The 15,106-nt window shown below is 73.8% G+C and carries 5 protein-coding genes; 2 read left to right on the top strand and 3 right to left on the bottom strand.

All coding sequences use genetic code 11. From position 1 onward, the window contains the following. Positions 1-4 precede the first annotated feature (4 nt). Both QFZ71_RS00645 and QFZ71_RS00640 read left to right on the top strand, forming a co-directional pair. A complete protein-coding gene (locus QFZ71_RS00645) occupies positions 5-10,942 on the top strand; it encodes a non-ribosomal peptide synthetase (protein ID WP_307666277.1) in 10,938 nt (3,645 codons plus the stop codon). A 4-nt stretch (positions 10,943-10,946) separates the two neighbouring features. Continuing rightward, the gene (locus tag QFZ71_RS00640; protein ID WP_307666276.1) at positions 10,947-12,647 is read left to right on the top strand and encodes an ABC transporter ATP-binding protein; all 1,701 of its coding nucleotides are present in this window, start codon (positions 10,947-10,949) and stop codon (positions 12,645-12,647) included. Between the two features lie 63 nt (positions 12,648-12,710). Here QFZ71_RS00640 and QFZ71_RS00635 read toward each other — a convergent pair whose 3' ends face one another. From QFZ71_RS00635 to QFZ71_RS00625, 3 genes are all read right to left on the bottom strand, one after another. Then, complete coding sequence (locus QFZ71_RS00635) at positions 12,711-13,814, bottom strand: alpha/beta hydrolase-fold protein (protein WP_307666275.1); 1,104 nt, start codon at positions 13,812-13,814, stop codon at positions 12,711-12,713. Positions 13,815-14,018: 204 nt separating this feature from the next. After that, positions 14,019-14,546 (bottom strand): DinB family protein, encoded by a 528-nt coding sequence (locus QFZ71_RS00630; RefSeq protein WP_307666274.1) that lies wholly within the window; start codon positions 14,544-14,546, stop codon positions 14,019-14,021. An 89-nt stretch (positions 14,547-14,635) separates the two neighbouring features. Next, complete coding sequence (locus tag QFZ71_RS00625) at positions 14,636-15,058, bottom strand: MarR family winged helix-turn-helix transcriptional regulator (RefSeq protein WP_307666273.1); 423 nt, start codon at positions 15,056-15,058, stop codon at positions 14,636-14,638. Positions 15,059-15,106 lie beyond the last annotated feature (48 nt).

The raw sequence follows: 15,106 nt of genomic DNA, 5'->3' as shown, positions 1-15,106 counted from the left end.
GTCGATGGCGGAACCGAGCGCTTCTGGCATACAGCTGTCCCCCACCCGGCTGGCCGCCCTGCGGCGGCGGACCGGAGACCACGGCGACCGGACCCTCGTCGAGGCATGCGCCGCCGGGCTCGCGTACTGGGCGACCGGCGCGGGCCCGCAGGGCACGGAGCTCACCCCCGTCACCCCCTTCCCCGAACTCCTCGACCGGGTCCGGGAGGGTTCCGGCACCGCCCCGCGGTGGGAGGTCGACGAGCGGACCCTCCGCATCACCGTGCCGCCCGGCATCGATCCCGCCGAAGCCCAGCGGACCCTGGACGACCTGGCCGACTTCCCGGACCGGCCCCTCGGCGCCATCGGCCCGTCCGATCCCCGGCAGCGGGCCGAGGAACTGGCCCGCTGGAACGACACGCGGGCCGACCGCGTCCGGCCGACCGTCATGGAACTCTTCCGCGAACAGGCGCGGCTGCGGCCGGACGCCGTGGCGATCGTCGACGAGCACCGCTCCCTGACGTACCGCGAAACCGCCGAACTCTCCGCGCAGTTGGCCCACCACCTGATCGAACGCGGGCTCGCCCCCGAGCAGGTCGTCGGCATCTCGCTCGGCCGGTCCGCCGAGATGGTCGTCGGCCTCCTCGCCGTGCTCCGGGCCGGGGGTGCGTTCGTCCCCCTCGATCCCCAGTGGCCCGCAGCCCGCCGCGCCGCCGTCGCCGAGGACGCCCGGATCGTGCTCCAGCTCAACTCCAGCGGCAAGGCCGACGCCGGGGAACCGGACGCCGTCGCCGTCGCCCTCGGCGACTGGAAGTACGGCGCACACCCGGCCGACGCCCCCGACGCCGCCCTCCCCGGCGACGCCCTGGCCTACGTGATGTTCACCTCCGGCTCCACCGGGCGGCCCAAGGGGGCCATGATCCGGCACGAGGCGATCAGCGAGCGCCTGCTCTGGCAGTCCGGCGAGATCCTTCACTTCGGCCCCGACGACGCCTCCCTCTTCAAGGCCCCGCTCTCCTTCGACATCTCCGTCAACGAGATCCTCCTGCCGCTGGTGACCGGCGGCCGGCTCGTGGTCCTGCGGCCCGGCGGCGAGCGCGACCCGCACCACCTGCTCGGCGTCATCGCCGAACAGCGCGTCACCTTCACCTACCTCGTCTCGTCGATGCTGGACGTCCTCCTGGAGATCGTGGGCGACTCCGGCCGCCTGGACAGCCTGCGGCACGTCTGGTGCGGAGGCGAGGTGCTGACCCCGGAGCTGTACGAGCGGTTCCGCGACCGCCTCGACATCCCCCTCTACCACGGCTACGGCCCCGCCGAGACGACCATCGGCGTCTCCCACGTCATCTACCGGGACGCCGCCGAGCGCCTGTCGACGTCGATCGGCAGAGCGAACCCGAACACCCAGCTCTACGTACTCGACGACGAGCTGCGTCCGGTGCCGGTCGGCGTCGGCGGCGAACTATACGTCGGCGGGCTGCTGCTGGGACGCGGATACGCGAGCGCGCCCGGCCTCACCGCTTCCCGCTTCGTCGCCAACCCGTTCGCCTCGGACGGCTCCCGGCTCTACCGCACCGGCGACCTGGCACGGTACGCCCCGGACGGATCACTGGACTTCCTCGGCCGCGCCGACAACCAGGTCAAGATCCGCGGCATGCGGCTGGAACTGGAGGACGTCGAGGCCGGCCTCGCCGAACACCCCGGCGTCCGGCACACCTGCGTCGTGGCGAAGAAGAACGCGGCGGGCGGCACCTACCTCGTCGGCTACGTCATCCCCTCCGGCGACCACCAGGTCCTCGGCGCGGACGACGTGAAGGCGTGGGCGACCGCCCACCTGGTCGAGCACATGGTCCCCGCCCACCTCGTCGTCCTGCCCGAGTTCCCGCTCACGCCCAACGGCAAGATCGACCGGAGGGCGCTGCCCGAACCCGCCGTCGGCTCCGGGAACCTCGTCGCGCCCGCCACGGAGAACGAGCGCCTGGTGTGCGAAGCCGTCGCCTCGGTGCTGCGGCTGGAAGCCGTCGGCGTGGACCAGGACTTCTTCCGGCTCGGCGGCGACAGCATCCTCGCGATCTCCCTGCTCGGCGCCCTGCGCGACGCCGGCCTCCATGTGACGGCCCGCCAGATCTTCGCCAACACCGTCGTCGGTGCGCTGGCGGCGGTGGCGAGCCGGGAGTCCGTCGCCGTGGACCACGGGGACGTCGCCACCGGCACCGTCGTGGGACCGCCCATCGTGCAGTGGCTCGGCGAGACCACCGACGCCATCGACGGCTTCGTCCAGTCGGTCGTCCTCACCACCCCGGCCGCACTGACCGCCGAAGCGCTCGACACCCTCCTCGACGCCGTACTCACCCGGCACGACATGCTCCGCGCCAAGCTCGTACGCGGCGAACGCTGGAGCTTCGACATCCCCGAAGCCGGAACGGCCCCCCGCTGCTGGGAGGAGAGCGACGCCCCCCAGGAGGAATGCGTCGCCCGCGCCACCGCAGCACTCGACCCGGACCACGGCGTCATGCTGCGCGCCGTCTGGCGCCGCTCGGCCCGCCGACTCGTCCTGGTCGCCCACCACGTGGTGATCGACGGCGTGTCCTGGCGCATCCTCATGGACGACCTGGCCACCGCCTGGAACCTGCACGCCGCGGGGCGGCCTGTCGCGCTTCCCCCGGTGGGGACCTCTTTCCGCCGCTGGACCCAGCTCCTCGGCCGTACCCCGTTCGACGCGGACCGTACGTACTACACCGCCCCGCTGCCCGCCGCCGACGCGCCGCTCGGCAGGCGCGCGCTCACCGAGGCCGACACCGTGGCGCGGGAGCGGACCCGGACCGTCTCCGTCGGACCGGGGACCACGGCCGCACTGCTCGGCGAGGTTCCCGCGAAGTTCCACGCGGGCGTCAACGATGTCCTGCTGACCGCCCTCGCCGTCGCCCTCGCCCGGTGGCGCCGCGACCGTGGACAGGACCAGACGTTCGCCCACATCGAACTGGAAGGCCACGGCCGCGAGGCCCGCTTCGTCGCGGAGGCGGCCGGATTCGAACCCGAACTCTCCCGCACCGTGGGCTGGTTCACCACGCTCTTCCCGGTCACCGTGGACCCCGGCACGGCCCCCGACCTCACGGCCCCCGACTACCTCGCCGCCGCCCTCAAGGCCGTCAAGGAGGACCTCGCCCGCGTGCCGGCCAACGGCGTCTCCTACGGCGCCCTGCGCCACCTCGGCGGCGACCTGCCTGCCGGCCCCGCACCGCAGGTCCTCTTCAACTACCTGGGACGGTTCGCGGCGGAGAGGACCGGCGACTGGCAACACGCAGCACACGTAGGCCAGTTGGGTGAGATGCGCGACCCCCGGATGCGGCTGCCGCGCGCCCTGGAGTTCAACGCGATCGCCGAACCCGGCGCGAGCGGCTCCCACGAACTGGTCACCACCGTCTCCTGGCCCGAGGGCGTGTTCACCGAGGACGACATCACCTCCCTCTGCGACCACTTCCGCTCCACCCTCGCCGCACTCGCCGCCCTCGACGAAGGCGGCCACACCCCCAGCGACTTCCCGCTGGTGCCGCTGACGCAGGCGGACGTCGACGCCTTCGACGGCCCCGCGCTGCACGACATCCTCCCGCTCACCCCGCTCCAGGAGGGGCTCTACTTCCACTCCGTCTTCGACGACGAAGCCACCGGCGCCTACGTCGAGCAGCAACTCCTGAGCCTGGACGGCGAGGTGGACGCCGAACGGCTGGAGGCGGCCGCAACCCGGCTCCTCGCACTCCACCCCAACCTCGCCGCCCGCTTCACCGCCCTCGCCGACGGCCGGGTCGTCTCCGTCCTCGAGACCGGCAAGCGCCCGCCCTTCACCGTCCTGGACCGCCCCGGACTCACCGACGAGGAGATCCGCGACCTCGCGGAAGCGGACCGCAGGGCCGGCTTCGACCTCGCCGCCGGGCCCCTCATGCGCTTCACGCTCATTCGCACCGGCGCGGGCCGCACGACCCTGGTCCAGACGGTGCACCACATCATCGCGGACGGCTGGTCGGTACCGCCGATGCTCCGCGCCCTGCTGACCGAGTACCACACACCGGGGTCGGCCTACCCGCTCGGCGGCTACCGCGACTACGTCGACTGGCTCGCCGGACGCGACCAGGACGAGAGCGACCGGGTGTGGCGCGAGGAACTGGCCGGGCTGCCCCGTCCCTCCCTGGTGGCCGAGGGCCACATCCCCTCCGGACGGTTCGCGGACGTGGCGGCGGACCTCACCGACGACGTCGAGGCGGCCGCGCGCTCGGCCGGAATCTCCCTGAGCGTTGCCGTGCACAGTGCGTGGGCGGTGACCCTGGGCGGCCTCCTGGGCGGCAGGGACGTCGTCTTCGGCTCCACCGTCTCCGGACGCGACGCCGAGGTCCCCGGCATCCGCGACATGGTCGGCCTCTTCATCAACACGATCCCGGTACGGGCGCGCTGGAACGCCACCGACACGGCGGCTGACCTGCTGCACGCCGTGAAGCTCCATCAGGGCGCCGTCCTGGCCCACCAGCACGTCTCCCTGGCCCGGATCGGCCGGCTGAGCGGGACGGGACCCCTGTTCGACACCCTGGTCGTGTTCGACATCGCGGCCGACGTGTCCGCGCTGCGCGGACCGGACGACACCCTTGTCGTCACCGGCATCGTCAACGAGGGCGCACCGCACTACCCGTTGACCCTCGTCGTCGAACGCGACCCGGACGGCCGCTCGCGGTTCAACCTGATCCACGACGGTGAACTCCTGCGCCCCGCCGACGCCGAGGCGATCCTGCACACCTTCGTCCGGGTTCTCACCGGGCTGCTCGACCGCCCCGACGACCCGGTCGACGCGCTGGTCCAAGCGCCCGGCAGGCCCCCGGTGCGGGAGGAGCCGACCACCCTCGGCGAGCTGTTCGACGCCGCCGCGCGCCGCGATCCCGCGGCCACCGCCGTCACCCGGTGCGGGCTGGACGGCGGCACCCACTCCCTCACCTACGGCGAACTGGCCGACGCGAAGGACGCGTTGGCCGCGACCCTGCGCGCCGCCGGCGTCCGCCGCGGGCAACGGGTCGCCGTCGCCGTCCCGCGCTCCGTGGAACAGGTCGTCGCCCTGGTCGCCGCCGTCACCGCCGGAGGCGCGTACGTCCCCCTGGACCTCGCCTACCCGGACGAGCGGCTCGCGTACATCCTCGCCGACGCCGCCCCGCAGGTCGTGCTCGTGGACCGGGAGCAACGCGACCGCTTCACCCGGCTGCTGGACAGCGCGGGCGTGGCGGCCCGCGTCCTCGTCCAGGGCGACGAACTCCCGCCCGCGGACCGGCCCGAGGACGGTGGACCGGCTGCCCGGCCGCCCGCCGTCCGTCCCGGAGACCCGGCGTACGTCATCTATACCTCCGGCTCCACCGGCCGCCCCAAGGGCGTCCTCGTCCCGCACTCCGCCGTGACGACGCTCCTCGCCAACACCCGCGCGGACATGGCGTTCGGCCCCGACGACGTCTGGGTCCAGTTCCACTCCTTCTCCTTCGACTTCGCCGTCTGGGAGCTGTGGGGCGCGCTCGCGCACGGCGGCGAACTGCTCGTACCGGAGTACGCGCTGACCCGGTCGCCGGTCGACTTCCACCGGCTGGTCCGGGAACGCGGCGTGACCGTGCTCAACCAGACCCCGTCCGCCTTCCACCGCTTCATCGAGGCCGACCTGCGCGCCGAGCGGCCGGTCACGACGCTGCGCCGCATCGTCTTCGGCGGCGAGGCCCTCGACCTCGGGCGGCTGCGCGGCTGGGTGGAGCGGCACGGGACGACGTCGCCCGAGCTGGTCAACATGTACGGCATCACCGAGACCACCGTCCACGTCACCCACCGGGTCCTGACGGACGAGGACTTCGCCCGGCGCGGCGACGTCAGCCCCATCGGCGGACCGATCCCCGGTCTGACCGTCCATGTGCTCGACGACCGGCTGCGGCCGGTCCCGCCGGGCCGGGTGGGCGCCGTCTACGTCGCGGGCGGCCAACTGGCCCTCGGCTACCTGGGGCGCCCCGGACTCACCGCCGGCCGCTTCGTGGCGAACCCGTTCGCGGCGGACGGCTCCCGCATGTACCACACGGGCGATCTCGCCCGCCGGACGCCGGCCGGCGAGCTGGAGTTCGCCGGCCGCGCCGACGACCAGGTGCAGCTCAAGGGATTCCGTATCGAACCGGGCGAGGTCGAGAACGCGGTACGGGAGGTGAACGGCGTCGTCGACGCGGCCGTCACCGTGGCCGACAGCGGGGACCACCTCGTCGTCCACGTCGTCGGCGACCCGCCCGCCGACCTCGTCACCCGACTCGCCGCCCGGCTGCCCGCGCACATGGTGCCGGGCCGGGTGCTGCCCCTCGACGCGCTGCCGCTGACCGTCAACGGCAAACTGGACCGCAAGGCCCTCACCGAGCACGCCGCGCGGGCGGCCCGACAGGACGCCCGGAGCCGCGGGACCGCACCGGACGCCACCGGCGCACCCGCGCTCACCGCCCTGACCGGCATCTTCACCGAGGCGCTGCCCGGCACGACCGTCGACGCCGACACGGACTTCTTCGGCGCGGGCGGCGACAGCATCGTCGCCATCACCGTGATCAACCGCGCGCGGGCGCTCGGCCTGACGATCGCGCCCCGTGACGTGTTCCTGCTCCGGACGCCGCGCGCGCTCGCCGCCCATCTGGCCACGCGTGCCCCGCAGCCGGAGCCGCCGGCACCCGCCCGCAGCGAGGACGGCCCGCTGCCGCTCACGCCGATCATCCTGCGCCAGCGCGAGCTGGGCACCCCGCTCACCGGATTCGCCCAGGCCAGGGCGGTGCCGGTCGCGGAGGGCGTCGGCCTCGCCGACATCCGGCGCGCGGCCGACGCCGTCGTGGCCGCACACCCGGCCCTGCGTCTGCGCCTGCGCGTCGAGCACGGCGTGTGGTCCCTGCGCACCGAAGCGCCCCGCGCGGCGGTCGTCGTGCCGGAGCGCACCGCCGCCGCCACGGCCGCCGCGAACACGGCGGCCCGCCGCCTCGACCCCGAGGCCGGAGAGGTCGTCGCGTTCTCCTGGCTCGCGGCGAGCCGCACCCTGGTCGTCACCGTCCACCACCTCGCCGTGGACGCGGTGTCCTGGCTCGTCCTCCTCGACGACCTGGCCACCGCCCTGGGCGGAGCCGCGCTGCCGCCGCCGACCACCGGCTACGCCGCCTACGCCGAGGCGCTCGCGGTACGCGCCGCCGAGAAGGCCGACGACCTCGGGCACTGGATCACCACCCTCCGGGCCCCGGACCTCCTGCCCGCCGTCCAGGGCCTCAGAAGGACCACCGTCGCCCTGCCGCCCGACGTCAGCGACCAGGTGACCCGCACCGCGCCCGGCGCGCTCGGCCTCGGCCTCACCGAGCTGCTGTGCGGAGCCCTGCGCGCCGCTCTGACCCGCGTCCAGCCCACGCCCACCGACCTCGCCGTCGACCTGGAGCGCCACGGCCGTGTCCCGGCGGCGGAGCACCACGACTACTCCCGTACCGTCGGCTGGTTCACCTCCATCGCCCCCGTACGCCTCACCGCCCACACCGACCCCGTCGCCGCGGCGCGCGAGATCGCCGAACGCCAGCCGGACGAGGACGGGCATGTCGCCTACGGGCAGCTCCGGTACCTCAACCCGCAGACGGCCCCGCTGCTGACCGCCAGGCCGCAGATCCTCTTCAACTACCTCGGCCGGGGAAGCGAGTCCGAGGCGCTGCGGATCACCGACGCCACCCCCGCGAGCAGCCCGTACGCCGTCGAGGTCAACGCCTGGACGGACGAGGCCACCGGCCGTCTGCACGCCGGTTTCACCCTGGCCGAAGGCGTCCCCGACGCGATCACCGGACACTGGCTGACCGCCCTGCGGCGGATCGCGGACGCGTCCGCGACGGCCGAGCGCACGGCACCGGTCACCCCGCTCCAGCGGGGCCTGTACTTCCAGTCCCAACTGGGTGGCACCGCCGGGCACTACGTCGCCCAGAGCTATTTCACCTTCGACCGGACCCTGAACGCCGACGCGCTGTCCGAGGCCATGGCGCGGGTGATCTCCCGCCACCCCGTCGTCGGCGCGGGCTTCACCACCGACGACGAGGGCAACCCGGTCCAGCTCCTCGCGGCGGGCCGGCGCGTCGCCGTCCGCACCGTCCACGTGACGACCCGCGCCGAGGCGGAGACCCTGCGCACCGAGGACCGCGAGCGCGGCTTCGATCCGGGAGAGCCGCCCCTGGTCCGGCTGACCGTGGTGCGGGGCCCCGAAGGCGGCGACGGGCTGCTGCTCAGCTACCACCTGCTGCTCTGGGACGGCTGGTCCCGCGAGATCCTGCTGCGCGACCTCTTCGACGCCTACGAGGCCGTCGTGGCCGGCCGACCGTGGGACGCGACACCGGCCGTCCCCGGCTTCGAGGAGTACGCCCGCACGCTCGCCGCCGAGGACGCGGCGGCCTCCGAGCGCTTCTGGGCGGAGCACCTGGCCGGACTGGAGGGTCCGACGCTGCTCGCCGGGCCGGCCCCCGCCCTCGGCGAGGAGCTGCCGCGGCCGCTCACGCACACGCTCTCCACCGAGCTGTCGGAACTCCTGCGCGCCACGGCCCGGACCCACGGCGTCACGCTGAACTCGGTGCTGACCGGCGCCTTCGGCCTCCTCCTCGGAGCCCGCACGGGACGCGGTGACGCCGTCTTCGGCGTCACCGTCTCCGGCCGGGAGGGCGACGGGCACGGCGACATCGTCGGCGTCCTGCTCAACACGGTCCCGATGTGGACCCGCGCCCGGCCCGGCGACTCCGTCGACGCCTACCTGTCGTCCGTCCAGGCGGCACGGGTGGCTGCCATGGAACACGAGCACCTCGGGCTCGGCGAGATCCAGCGGGCCGGCGGACACGACACCCTCTTCGACAACCTGTTCGTCCTCCAGAACTTCCTGGACCCGGACGCCTTCGCCGAGATGAACGCCCGCCACGGCATCACCTCCGTCCAGGCGGACGACTCCACGCACTACCCGTACACCTGGGTCGTCACCCCCGGCGACCGGCTCACCGTCAAGCTGGAGCACCGCCACGGCGACGCCGTCCACGCCCGCCGCCTGCTGGACGACTACCTGCGTGTCCTGGAGGACCTGGCGACCGCCACCGGCCCGGTGGGCGCCCTGCCCGGTCTGGCACCGCCCCCCGTACCCGCCGTACGCACCGAGGTCGGCACCGACACCGTGGTCGACCGGTTCGACCTCGCCGCCGACCGGCACCCCGACCGCACCGCCCTCGTCGCGGACGGCGCCACCCTGACCTTCGCCGCACTCCAGAGCCGCAGCCGGGCCGTGGCCGGCGTCCTCGCCGCCCGTGGCATCGGCCCCGGGGCCACGGTGGGCCTGGCGATCCCGCGCTCCCCCGACTGGATCGCCGCCCTGTTCGCGGTCCTGCGCGTCGGAGCCGCCTACGTGCCGCTGGAGCTGGACCACCCCGACGAGCGGATCGCCGCGATCGTCGAGGACGCCCGGCCCGAGGTGATCCTCACCGTGAGCGCGGTCGCGCCCCGGCTGAGCGGCGAACTCATCGAACTGGACCGCCCGTTGCCGGAGGCGGAACCGTACGCCACGTTCGCGCCCGGCGACCCGGACCGGCTGCGCCACCCCGCGTACACCATCTACACCTCCGGTTCGACCGGGAAGCCCAAGGGCGTGGTGACCGAATACGCCGGCCTCACCAACATGCTGATCAACCATCAGCGTCGCATCTTCGAGCCCGTGCTCGCCGAGCACGGCCACCGGACCTTCCGGATCGCCCACACCGTGTCGTTCGCGTTCGACATGTCGTGGGAGGAGCTGCTGTGGCTCGCCGACGGCCATGAAGTCCACATCTGCGACGAGGAACTGCGCCGCGACGCGCCCCGGCTCGTCGAGTACTGCGTCCGTCACCGCATCGACGTCATCAACGTGACGCCCACCTACGCCCAGCAGTTGGTGGCCGAAGGGCTGCTGGAGGACCCCCGACGACGCCCCGCCCTCGTCCTGCTGGGCGGCGAAGCCGTCACCCCGGCGCTGTGGCAGCGGCTCGCGGAGACCGAGGGCACCGTCGGCTACAACCTGTACGGGCCCACCGAATACACCATCAACACCCTCGGCGTCGGCACCTTCGAATGCCAGGACCCGGTCGTCGGCGTGGCCATCGACAACACCGAGGTGTACGTCCTCGACCCCTGGCTGCGCCCGCTGCCCGACGGCGTGCCCGGCGAGCTGTACGTGGCCGGCGTCGGCATCGCGCGCGGTTACCTCGGCCTCAGCGCCCAGACCGCCCACCGCTTCGTCGCCTGCCCCTTCGGCGCGCCCGGCGAGCGCATGTACCGCACCGGGGACCTGGTGGTCCGCAGGCCCGACGGGAACATCGCCTACCTCGGCCGCACCGACCAGCAGGTCAAGATCCGCGGCCACCGGGTCGAACTCGGCGAGGTCGAGGCCGTGTTCGCCGCCCACCCGGCGGTCCGGCACGCCGCCGCCGTCGCCCAGCCCGATCCGGGGGTCGACGGCGCGTACCGGCTGGCCGCCTATCTCGTCCTCGCGGACTCCGCGGACCTCGCCCGCGTCGCGGAGGAGGCCGGCGCCGGGCTGCCGGACTTCATGCGGCCCACGCACTACGCCCGGATCGACGGCATCCCGCTCACCGTCAACGGGAAGGCCGACACCAGGGCGCTGCCCGAGGCCCGACCGCTCGGCGCGCTGACCACGGCGGGCGAGCGCGGCCCGGAGACCGAGACCGAGAGGGTGGTCTGCGAGTTCTTCGCGGAGGCCCTGGACCTGGACGACGACGAGGTCAGCGCGGTCAGCGACTTCGCCTCCCTCGGCGGCCACTCCATGCTGGCGGTGCGGCTGACCGGACTGCTCCGCCGCGAGTACGGTCCTGTCGTCACCGTCCGCGACCTGCTCACCCTGCGAACCCCGGAAGCGCTGGCCCGCCACCTCGATGAGAACTCCTGAACCGATGAAGAACCCCGAAACCCGGCGGCCCCGCCCCGGCGCCGCCATCCTGCGGACGGCGCTGCGCCGCAACATCGGCGCCATGGCCGCGGGAACCGTCCTCATGGGCCTGTACCAGGCGGCCGAGACCGCGTTCCCCATCGCGCTCGGCCTCATCGTCGAGCACACGATGCGGGACCGCAGCCCCGGCTCGCTCGGCGCCTCCATCGGCGCGCTGGCCGTGATCATCACGACGGTCTCCCTGTCGTGGCGGTTCGGCATGCGCGTCCTGCAGAAGGCCAACACGACCGAGGCCCACCGCTGGCGGGTACGGGTCGCCGCCTGCGGGCTCCAGCCTGCGGCCGGGGACGTGGACCTCAAGTCCGGTGAGATCCTGACCATTGCCACCGAGGACGCCGACCAGACCGCCGACATCATCGAGGTGGTGCCGCTGCTGGTCAGCTCCCTGGTCGCGGTCGTGGTCGCGGCGGTCGCCCTGGGTCTCGCCGACCTGAGGCTCGGCCTGCTGGTGATCGTGGGGACCGTCGCGATCCTGTCGGTCCTCGCGGTGATGTCCAAGAGGATCGGAGCCGGCACGCAGGAGCAGCAGGCCAGGGTGGCGCGGGCGGGCGCCAAGGTGGCCGACCTCATCATCGGGCTGCGCCCGCTGCACGGCTTCGGCGGCAACCACGCCGCCTTCGGCTCCTACCGCGGGGTCAGCACGGACGCAAGACGCCAGGCGATCACGGTCGCCCGGGTGAACGGCGCCTACGCCGGCACCGCGCAGGCGCTGAACGCGGTCCTCGCCGCGGCCGTCTCCCTCACGGCCGGGTGGCTGGCCTTCGAGGGCCGGATCACCATCGGGGAGCTGGTCATGGCCGTGGGCCTCGCGCAGTTCATCATGGAACCGCTCAAGATGTTCTCCGAGATGCCCAAGTACGTCATGATCGCCCGCGCCTCGGCCGAGCGTATGGCGCTGGTCCTGGACGCGCCCTCCGCGACGGCCACCGGGACGGAGCGGCCCGAGCCGGGCGGGTCCTTGGAGGTCGACGGCGTACACCATGGAACCCTCCGGGGGGTCACGTTCACGGTGGAGGCCGGCGAGTTCGTGGCGATCGCCGCCTACCAGCCGCGCACCGCCGCCGAGTTGGCCTCGGTCCTCGCGGTGAACACCGCTCCCCGGACGTACGGGGGAGTGGTGCGCGTCGGCGGCCGGGAGATCGGGGACCTGTCGGTCGAGGCGGTCCGCGAGCACCTGCTGGTGAACCCGTACGACGGGGAGATCTTCGCCGGCACCCTCCGGACGAACATCGACCCCTCGGGCAGCGGCCGGCCGGTCGACGCGGCCGTCGAGGCGTCCATGCTCACCGATGTCGTCGCCCTCCACCGCGAGGGGCTCGACCACCCGGTCCGCGACCGGGGCGCGAACCTCTCCGGCGGGCAGCGGCAACGCCTCTCACTGGCCCGTGCGTTGGCCGCCGACACCGAGATGCTCGTCCTGCACGACCCGACGACGGCCGTCGACGCGGTCACGGAGCAGCTCATCGCCCGCAACATCGCAAAACTGCGCCGGGGCCGGACGACGCTGGTGATCACCAGCAGTCCGGCGCTGCTGGACGCGGCCGACCGGGTGCTCGTGCTGGACGGAGGTGTCGTCACCGCCGAGGACACCCACCGCAACCTCCTCGCCGGCGACGAGGCGTACTGCCGGGCCGTGGCGAGATGAGCCGCCGGGCGGTCACCGGTGCGTCCACGGGGCGTTCCGGAGGCCGCCCATCCGGGCGGCTCCTCAGCCGAGCGCCCAGGCGACGTCCCTGAGAAGGGCGTGCCGCCAGCCCGCCCGGTCGTGGTCCGACGCCGAACGCGACACCCGCACCGCGGCGCCGGACCGCTCGGTGAGCGCCTCGGTCACCTCGCAGTGCGGCAGCATCGCTGCCTCGTGCTCGCCCACGTCGAACGCGCACCGCAGCCCCGACAGGTCGACGCCCCGGCGCAGCCGCTCCGCGATGACGCCGCCGGCCGGCCCGTTCAGCGGCTCCGGCCGGTCCCCGGCCCCCGGCGTCCACCAGAAGGACCCCGACTGGCAGGCCACCGCGGACACCAGCTCGGGAAACTCCAGCGCCGCGTACAGTGCGCTCAGACCGCCCAGGCTCTGCCCCGCGACCACCAGCCGGTCCAGGTCCGCCGACACCCCCGACTCGCGCACCAGCGGCAGCAGTTCGTCCCGGACGGCCTCCCACAGCTCGGGACGGCACGCGAACTCGGCCTCCCGGTCCTTGGCCGGCAGGAACACCAGGGTGACCGGCGGCAGATCCCCGGCGGCGACGGCCGCGTCGAAGGCGGTCATGGCCGGATGCAGGTACAGCCAGTCGTCCCCGTCGAGCAGCAGAACCACCGGGCCGCCGCCCCCCGCCGGGTGGACGCGCACGGTACGCCGCCCGCCGAGCCGGGCGCTGTTCCAGCGGATCCGGGTGCGGGGGAGGGGCGGCACGTCGTCGGGGCCCAGCGCGGGCCAGTGCGGCTGGGGCGGGGCGTCCGGCGTCGCGGCGATGGACCGGTCGGCCCCGGCGCCGACCGGGTTGAACGGATCGGCGTGGGCCGTGTCCCCCACGAGGAAGCGGTACGTCACCCGCAGCCGTTCGGGCATCGGGACCTCGGCGTACCAGCAGTCCGTGTTCGGCAGACGCCGCAGTGGCACGGGCGGCGACCAGCTCTCGAAGTCGAGCACGGCCTCGGGGCCACGCCACAGGAAGAGGGTGCGCCAGCCGCCGTCCACCGGCAGCGACACGGGCGTGCGTACCGCCGCCCAGAACGCGTCGGTACCGGGTCGGCCGGGAAGCGCGAACGCGGTGAAGGGGCTCTCACCGTCGGTCCGCTCGATCACCGGACGCATGGGCGTCTCCTTGGGGGAGGGGGGAGGAGCATCTCCCGCCGTGTAAGGGGAGCCTAACCCATGAGTGCTGACGGTTGGTCAGGCGCGGGATCCCGGCAGGACGCGGGCCGAGGGTGCTGCGGCCGGTCGGGGCACAAGGCCGCCCGAACCCCCTCGAAGAGCGCTACGGATGTGCGGGCGGGCGGCCGCCCGCACGGCTCCCGGTCAGGCGGAGGACGCCGCGCGCAACAGGCGGAGCTGGCCGATCTCCGCCACGTTCTTCATCAGTTCGGCGTTGACCCAGGCGGCCATGTCGGCGACGGTGCGGTCCGCGCCGTGTCCCCAGGGGAACGGCGCGGTCGCGTCGAGGTCCGCCTCGCCGAGACCGTCCAGGACCTCCAGCCACTCGTCCTTCAGGGCGCGCAGCCACCCGATGGCGCTCTCCGCGTCGCCCGGCCACGCGACGTCCTCCCGCTCCCGCGGCTTCCGGCCCGAGGCGTGGGCGACCGCCGTCCCCCACCACCAGCCGATGTGCCAGGTGAGCCAGCCGATCGTCGGTACGGGAATCGGTTCGGGCTCCGTCTCCGCCCAGTCCGGCAGCCACCGCCCGTCGGCCTGCCGGTGCACCGTCCAGCACAACGGCCCCGGCTGCCACAGGAAGTCCTCGGCGTCGAGCCGGTCGAGGTGGTAGTCGAACAGCGACCAGGTCAGGTCGAACTGGCGGCGCAGGAGGACATGTCGCGGAGAGTTCATCGGGCGACCTTCACACACCCGTACGCCCCCGACAACGCGATTTTCCGCGGGCTCCGGTTCCCCCGCCGGACCGGCCGGCCCGTGGCGCCTCAGTACGCGGCGAGCCGTTCCATCAGTACGGCAGTGCGCGCGAGCAGTTCCTGCTCCTCCGTGCTGAGTTCGAGGTCGATCGCGCGGGCCAGCCAGTCGGCCCGGCGGTCGCGCTCCGCTTCCAGAGCGGCCCGCCCCACCTCGGAGAGGTCCACCAGGGACTTGCGGCCGTCCGTGGGGTGCGCCCGGCGGACGACGAGGCCCTGGTCCATCAGGAGCCCGACCGCGCGGGCCATCGACTGGGGACGCACGCGCTGGTCCGCCGCGAGGTCGCTGGTGGTCATGGCCCCGTTTCGATCGAGGACGCCCAGCACGGCGACCTGGCCGTGCGGGATCCGGTCCTCCTGCTTCACGCGCCGTGCGAGTTTGCCCATGGCGATCCGCAGATCGGCGGCGACGGCGGCGGGCTCCGGGGTGGGCATAGGGAACTCTAACCCGTGCGCCGCGAGGAGTCCGCGCAGGTGACGGGT

The sequence above is a fragment of the Streptomyces sp. V2I9 genome (genome assembly GCF_030817475.1).
Classification (GTDB): Bacteria; Actinomycetota; Actinomycetes; order Streptomycetales; family Streptomycetaceae; genus Streptomyces.
Note: the sequence above shows the minus strand (reverse complement) of the source record. Positions and strands in the feature narration are given on the sequence as shown.

Coding starts and splice junctions, on each gene's coding strand:
- QFZ71_RS00635 (WP_307666275.1), bottom strand. CDS start 13,814: ATGCGTCCGGTGATCGAGCGGACCGACGGTGAGAGCCCCTTCACCGCG.
- QFZ71_RS00630 (WP_307666274.1), bottom strand. CDS start 14,546: ATGAACTCTCCGCGACATGTCCTCCTGCGCCGCCAGTTCGACCTGACC.
- QFZ71_RS00640 (WP_307666276.1), top strand. CDS start 10,947: ATGAAGAACCCCGAAACCCGGCGGCCCCGCCCCGGCGCCGCCATCCTG.
- QFZ71_RS00625 (WP_307666273.1), bottom strand. CDS start 15,058: ATGCCCACCCCGGAGCCCGCCGCCGTCGCCGCCGATCTGCGGATCGCC.
- QFZ71_RS00645 (WP_307666277.1), top strand. CDS start 5: ATGGCGGAACCGAGCGCTTCTGGCATACAGCTGTCCCCCACCCGGCTG.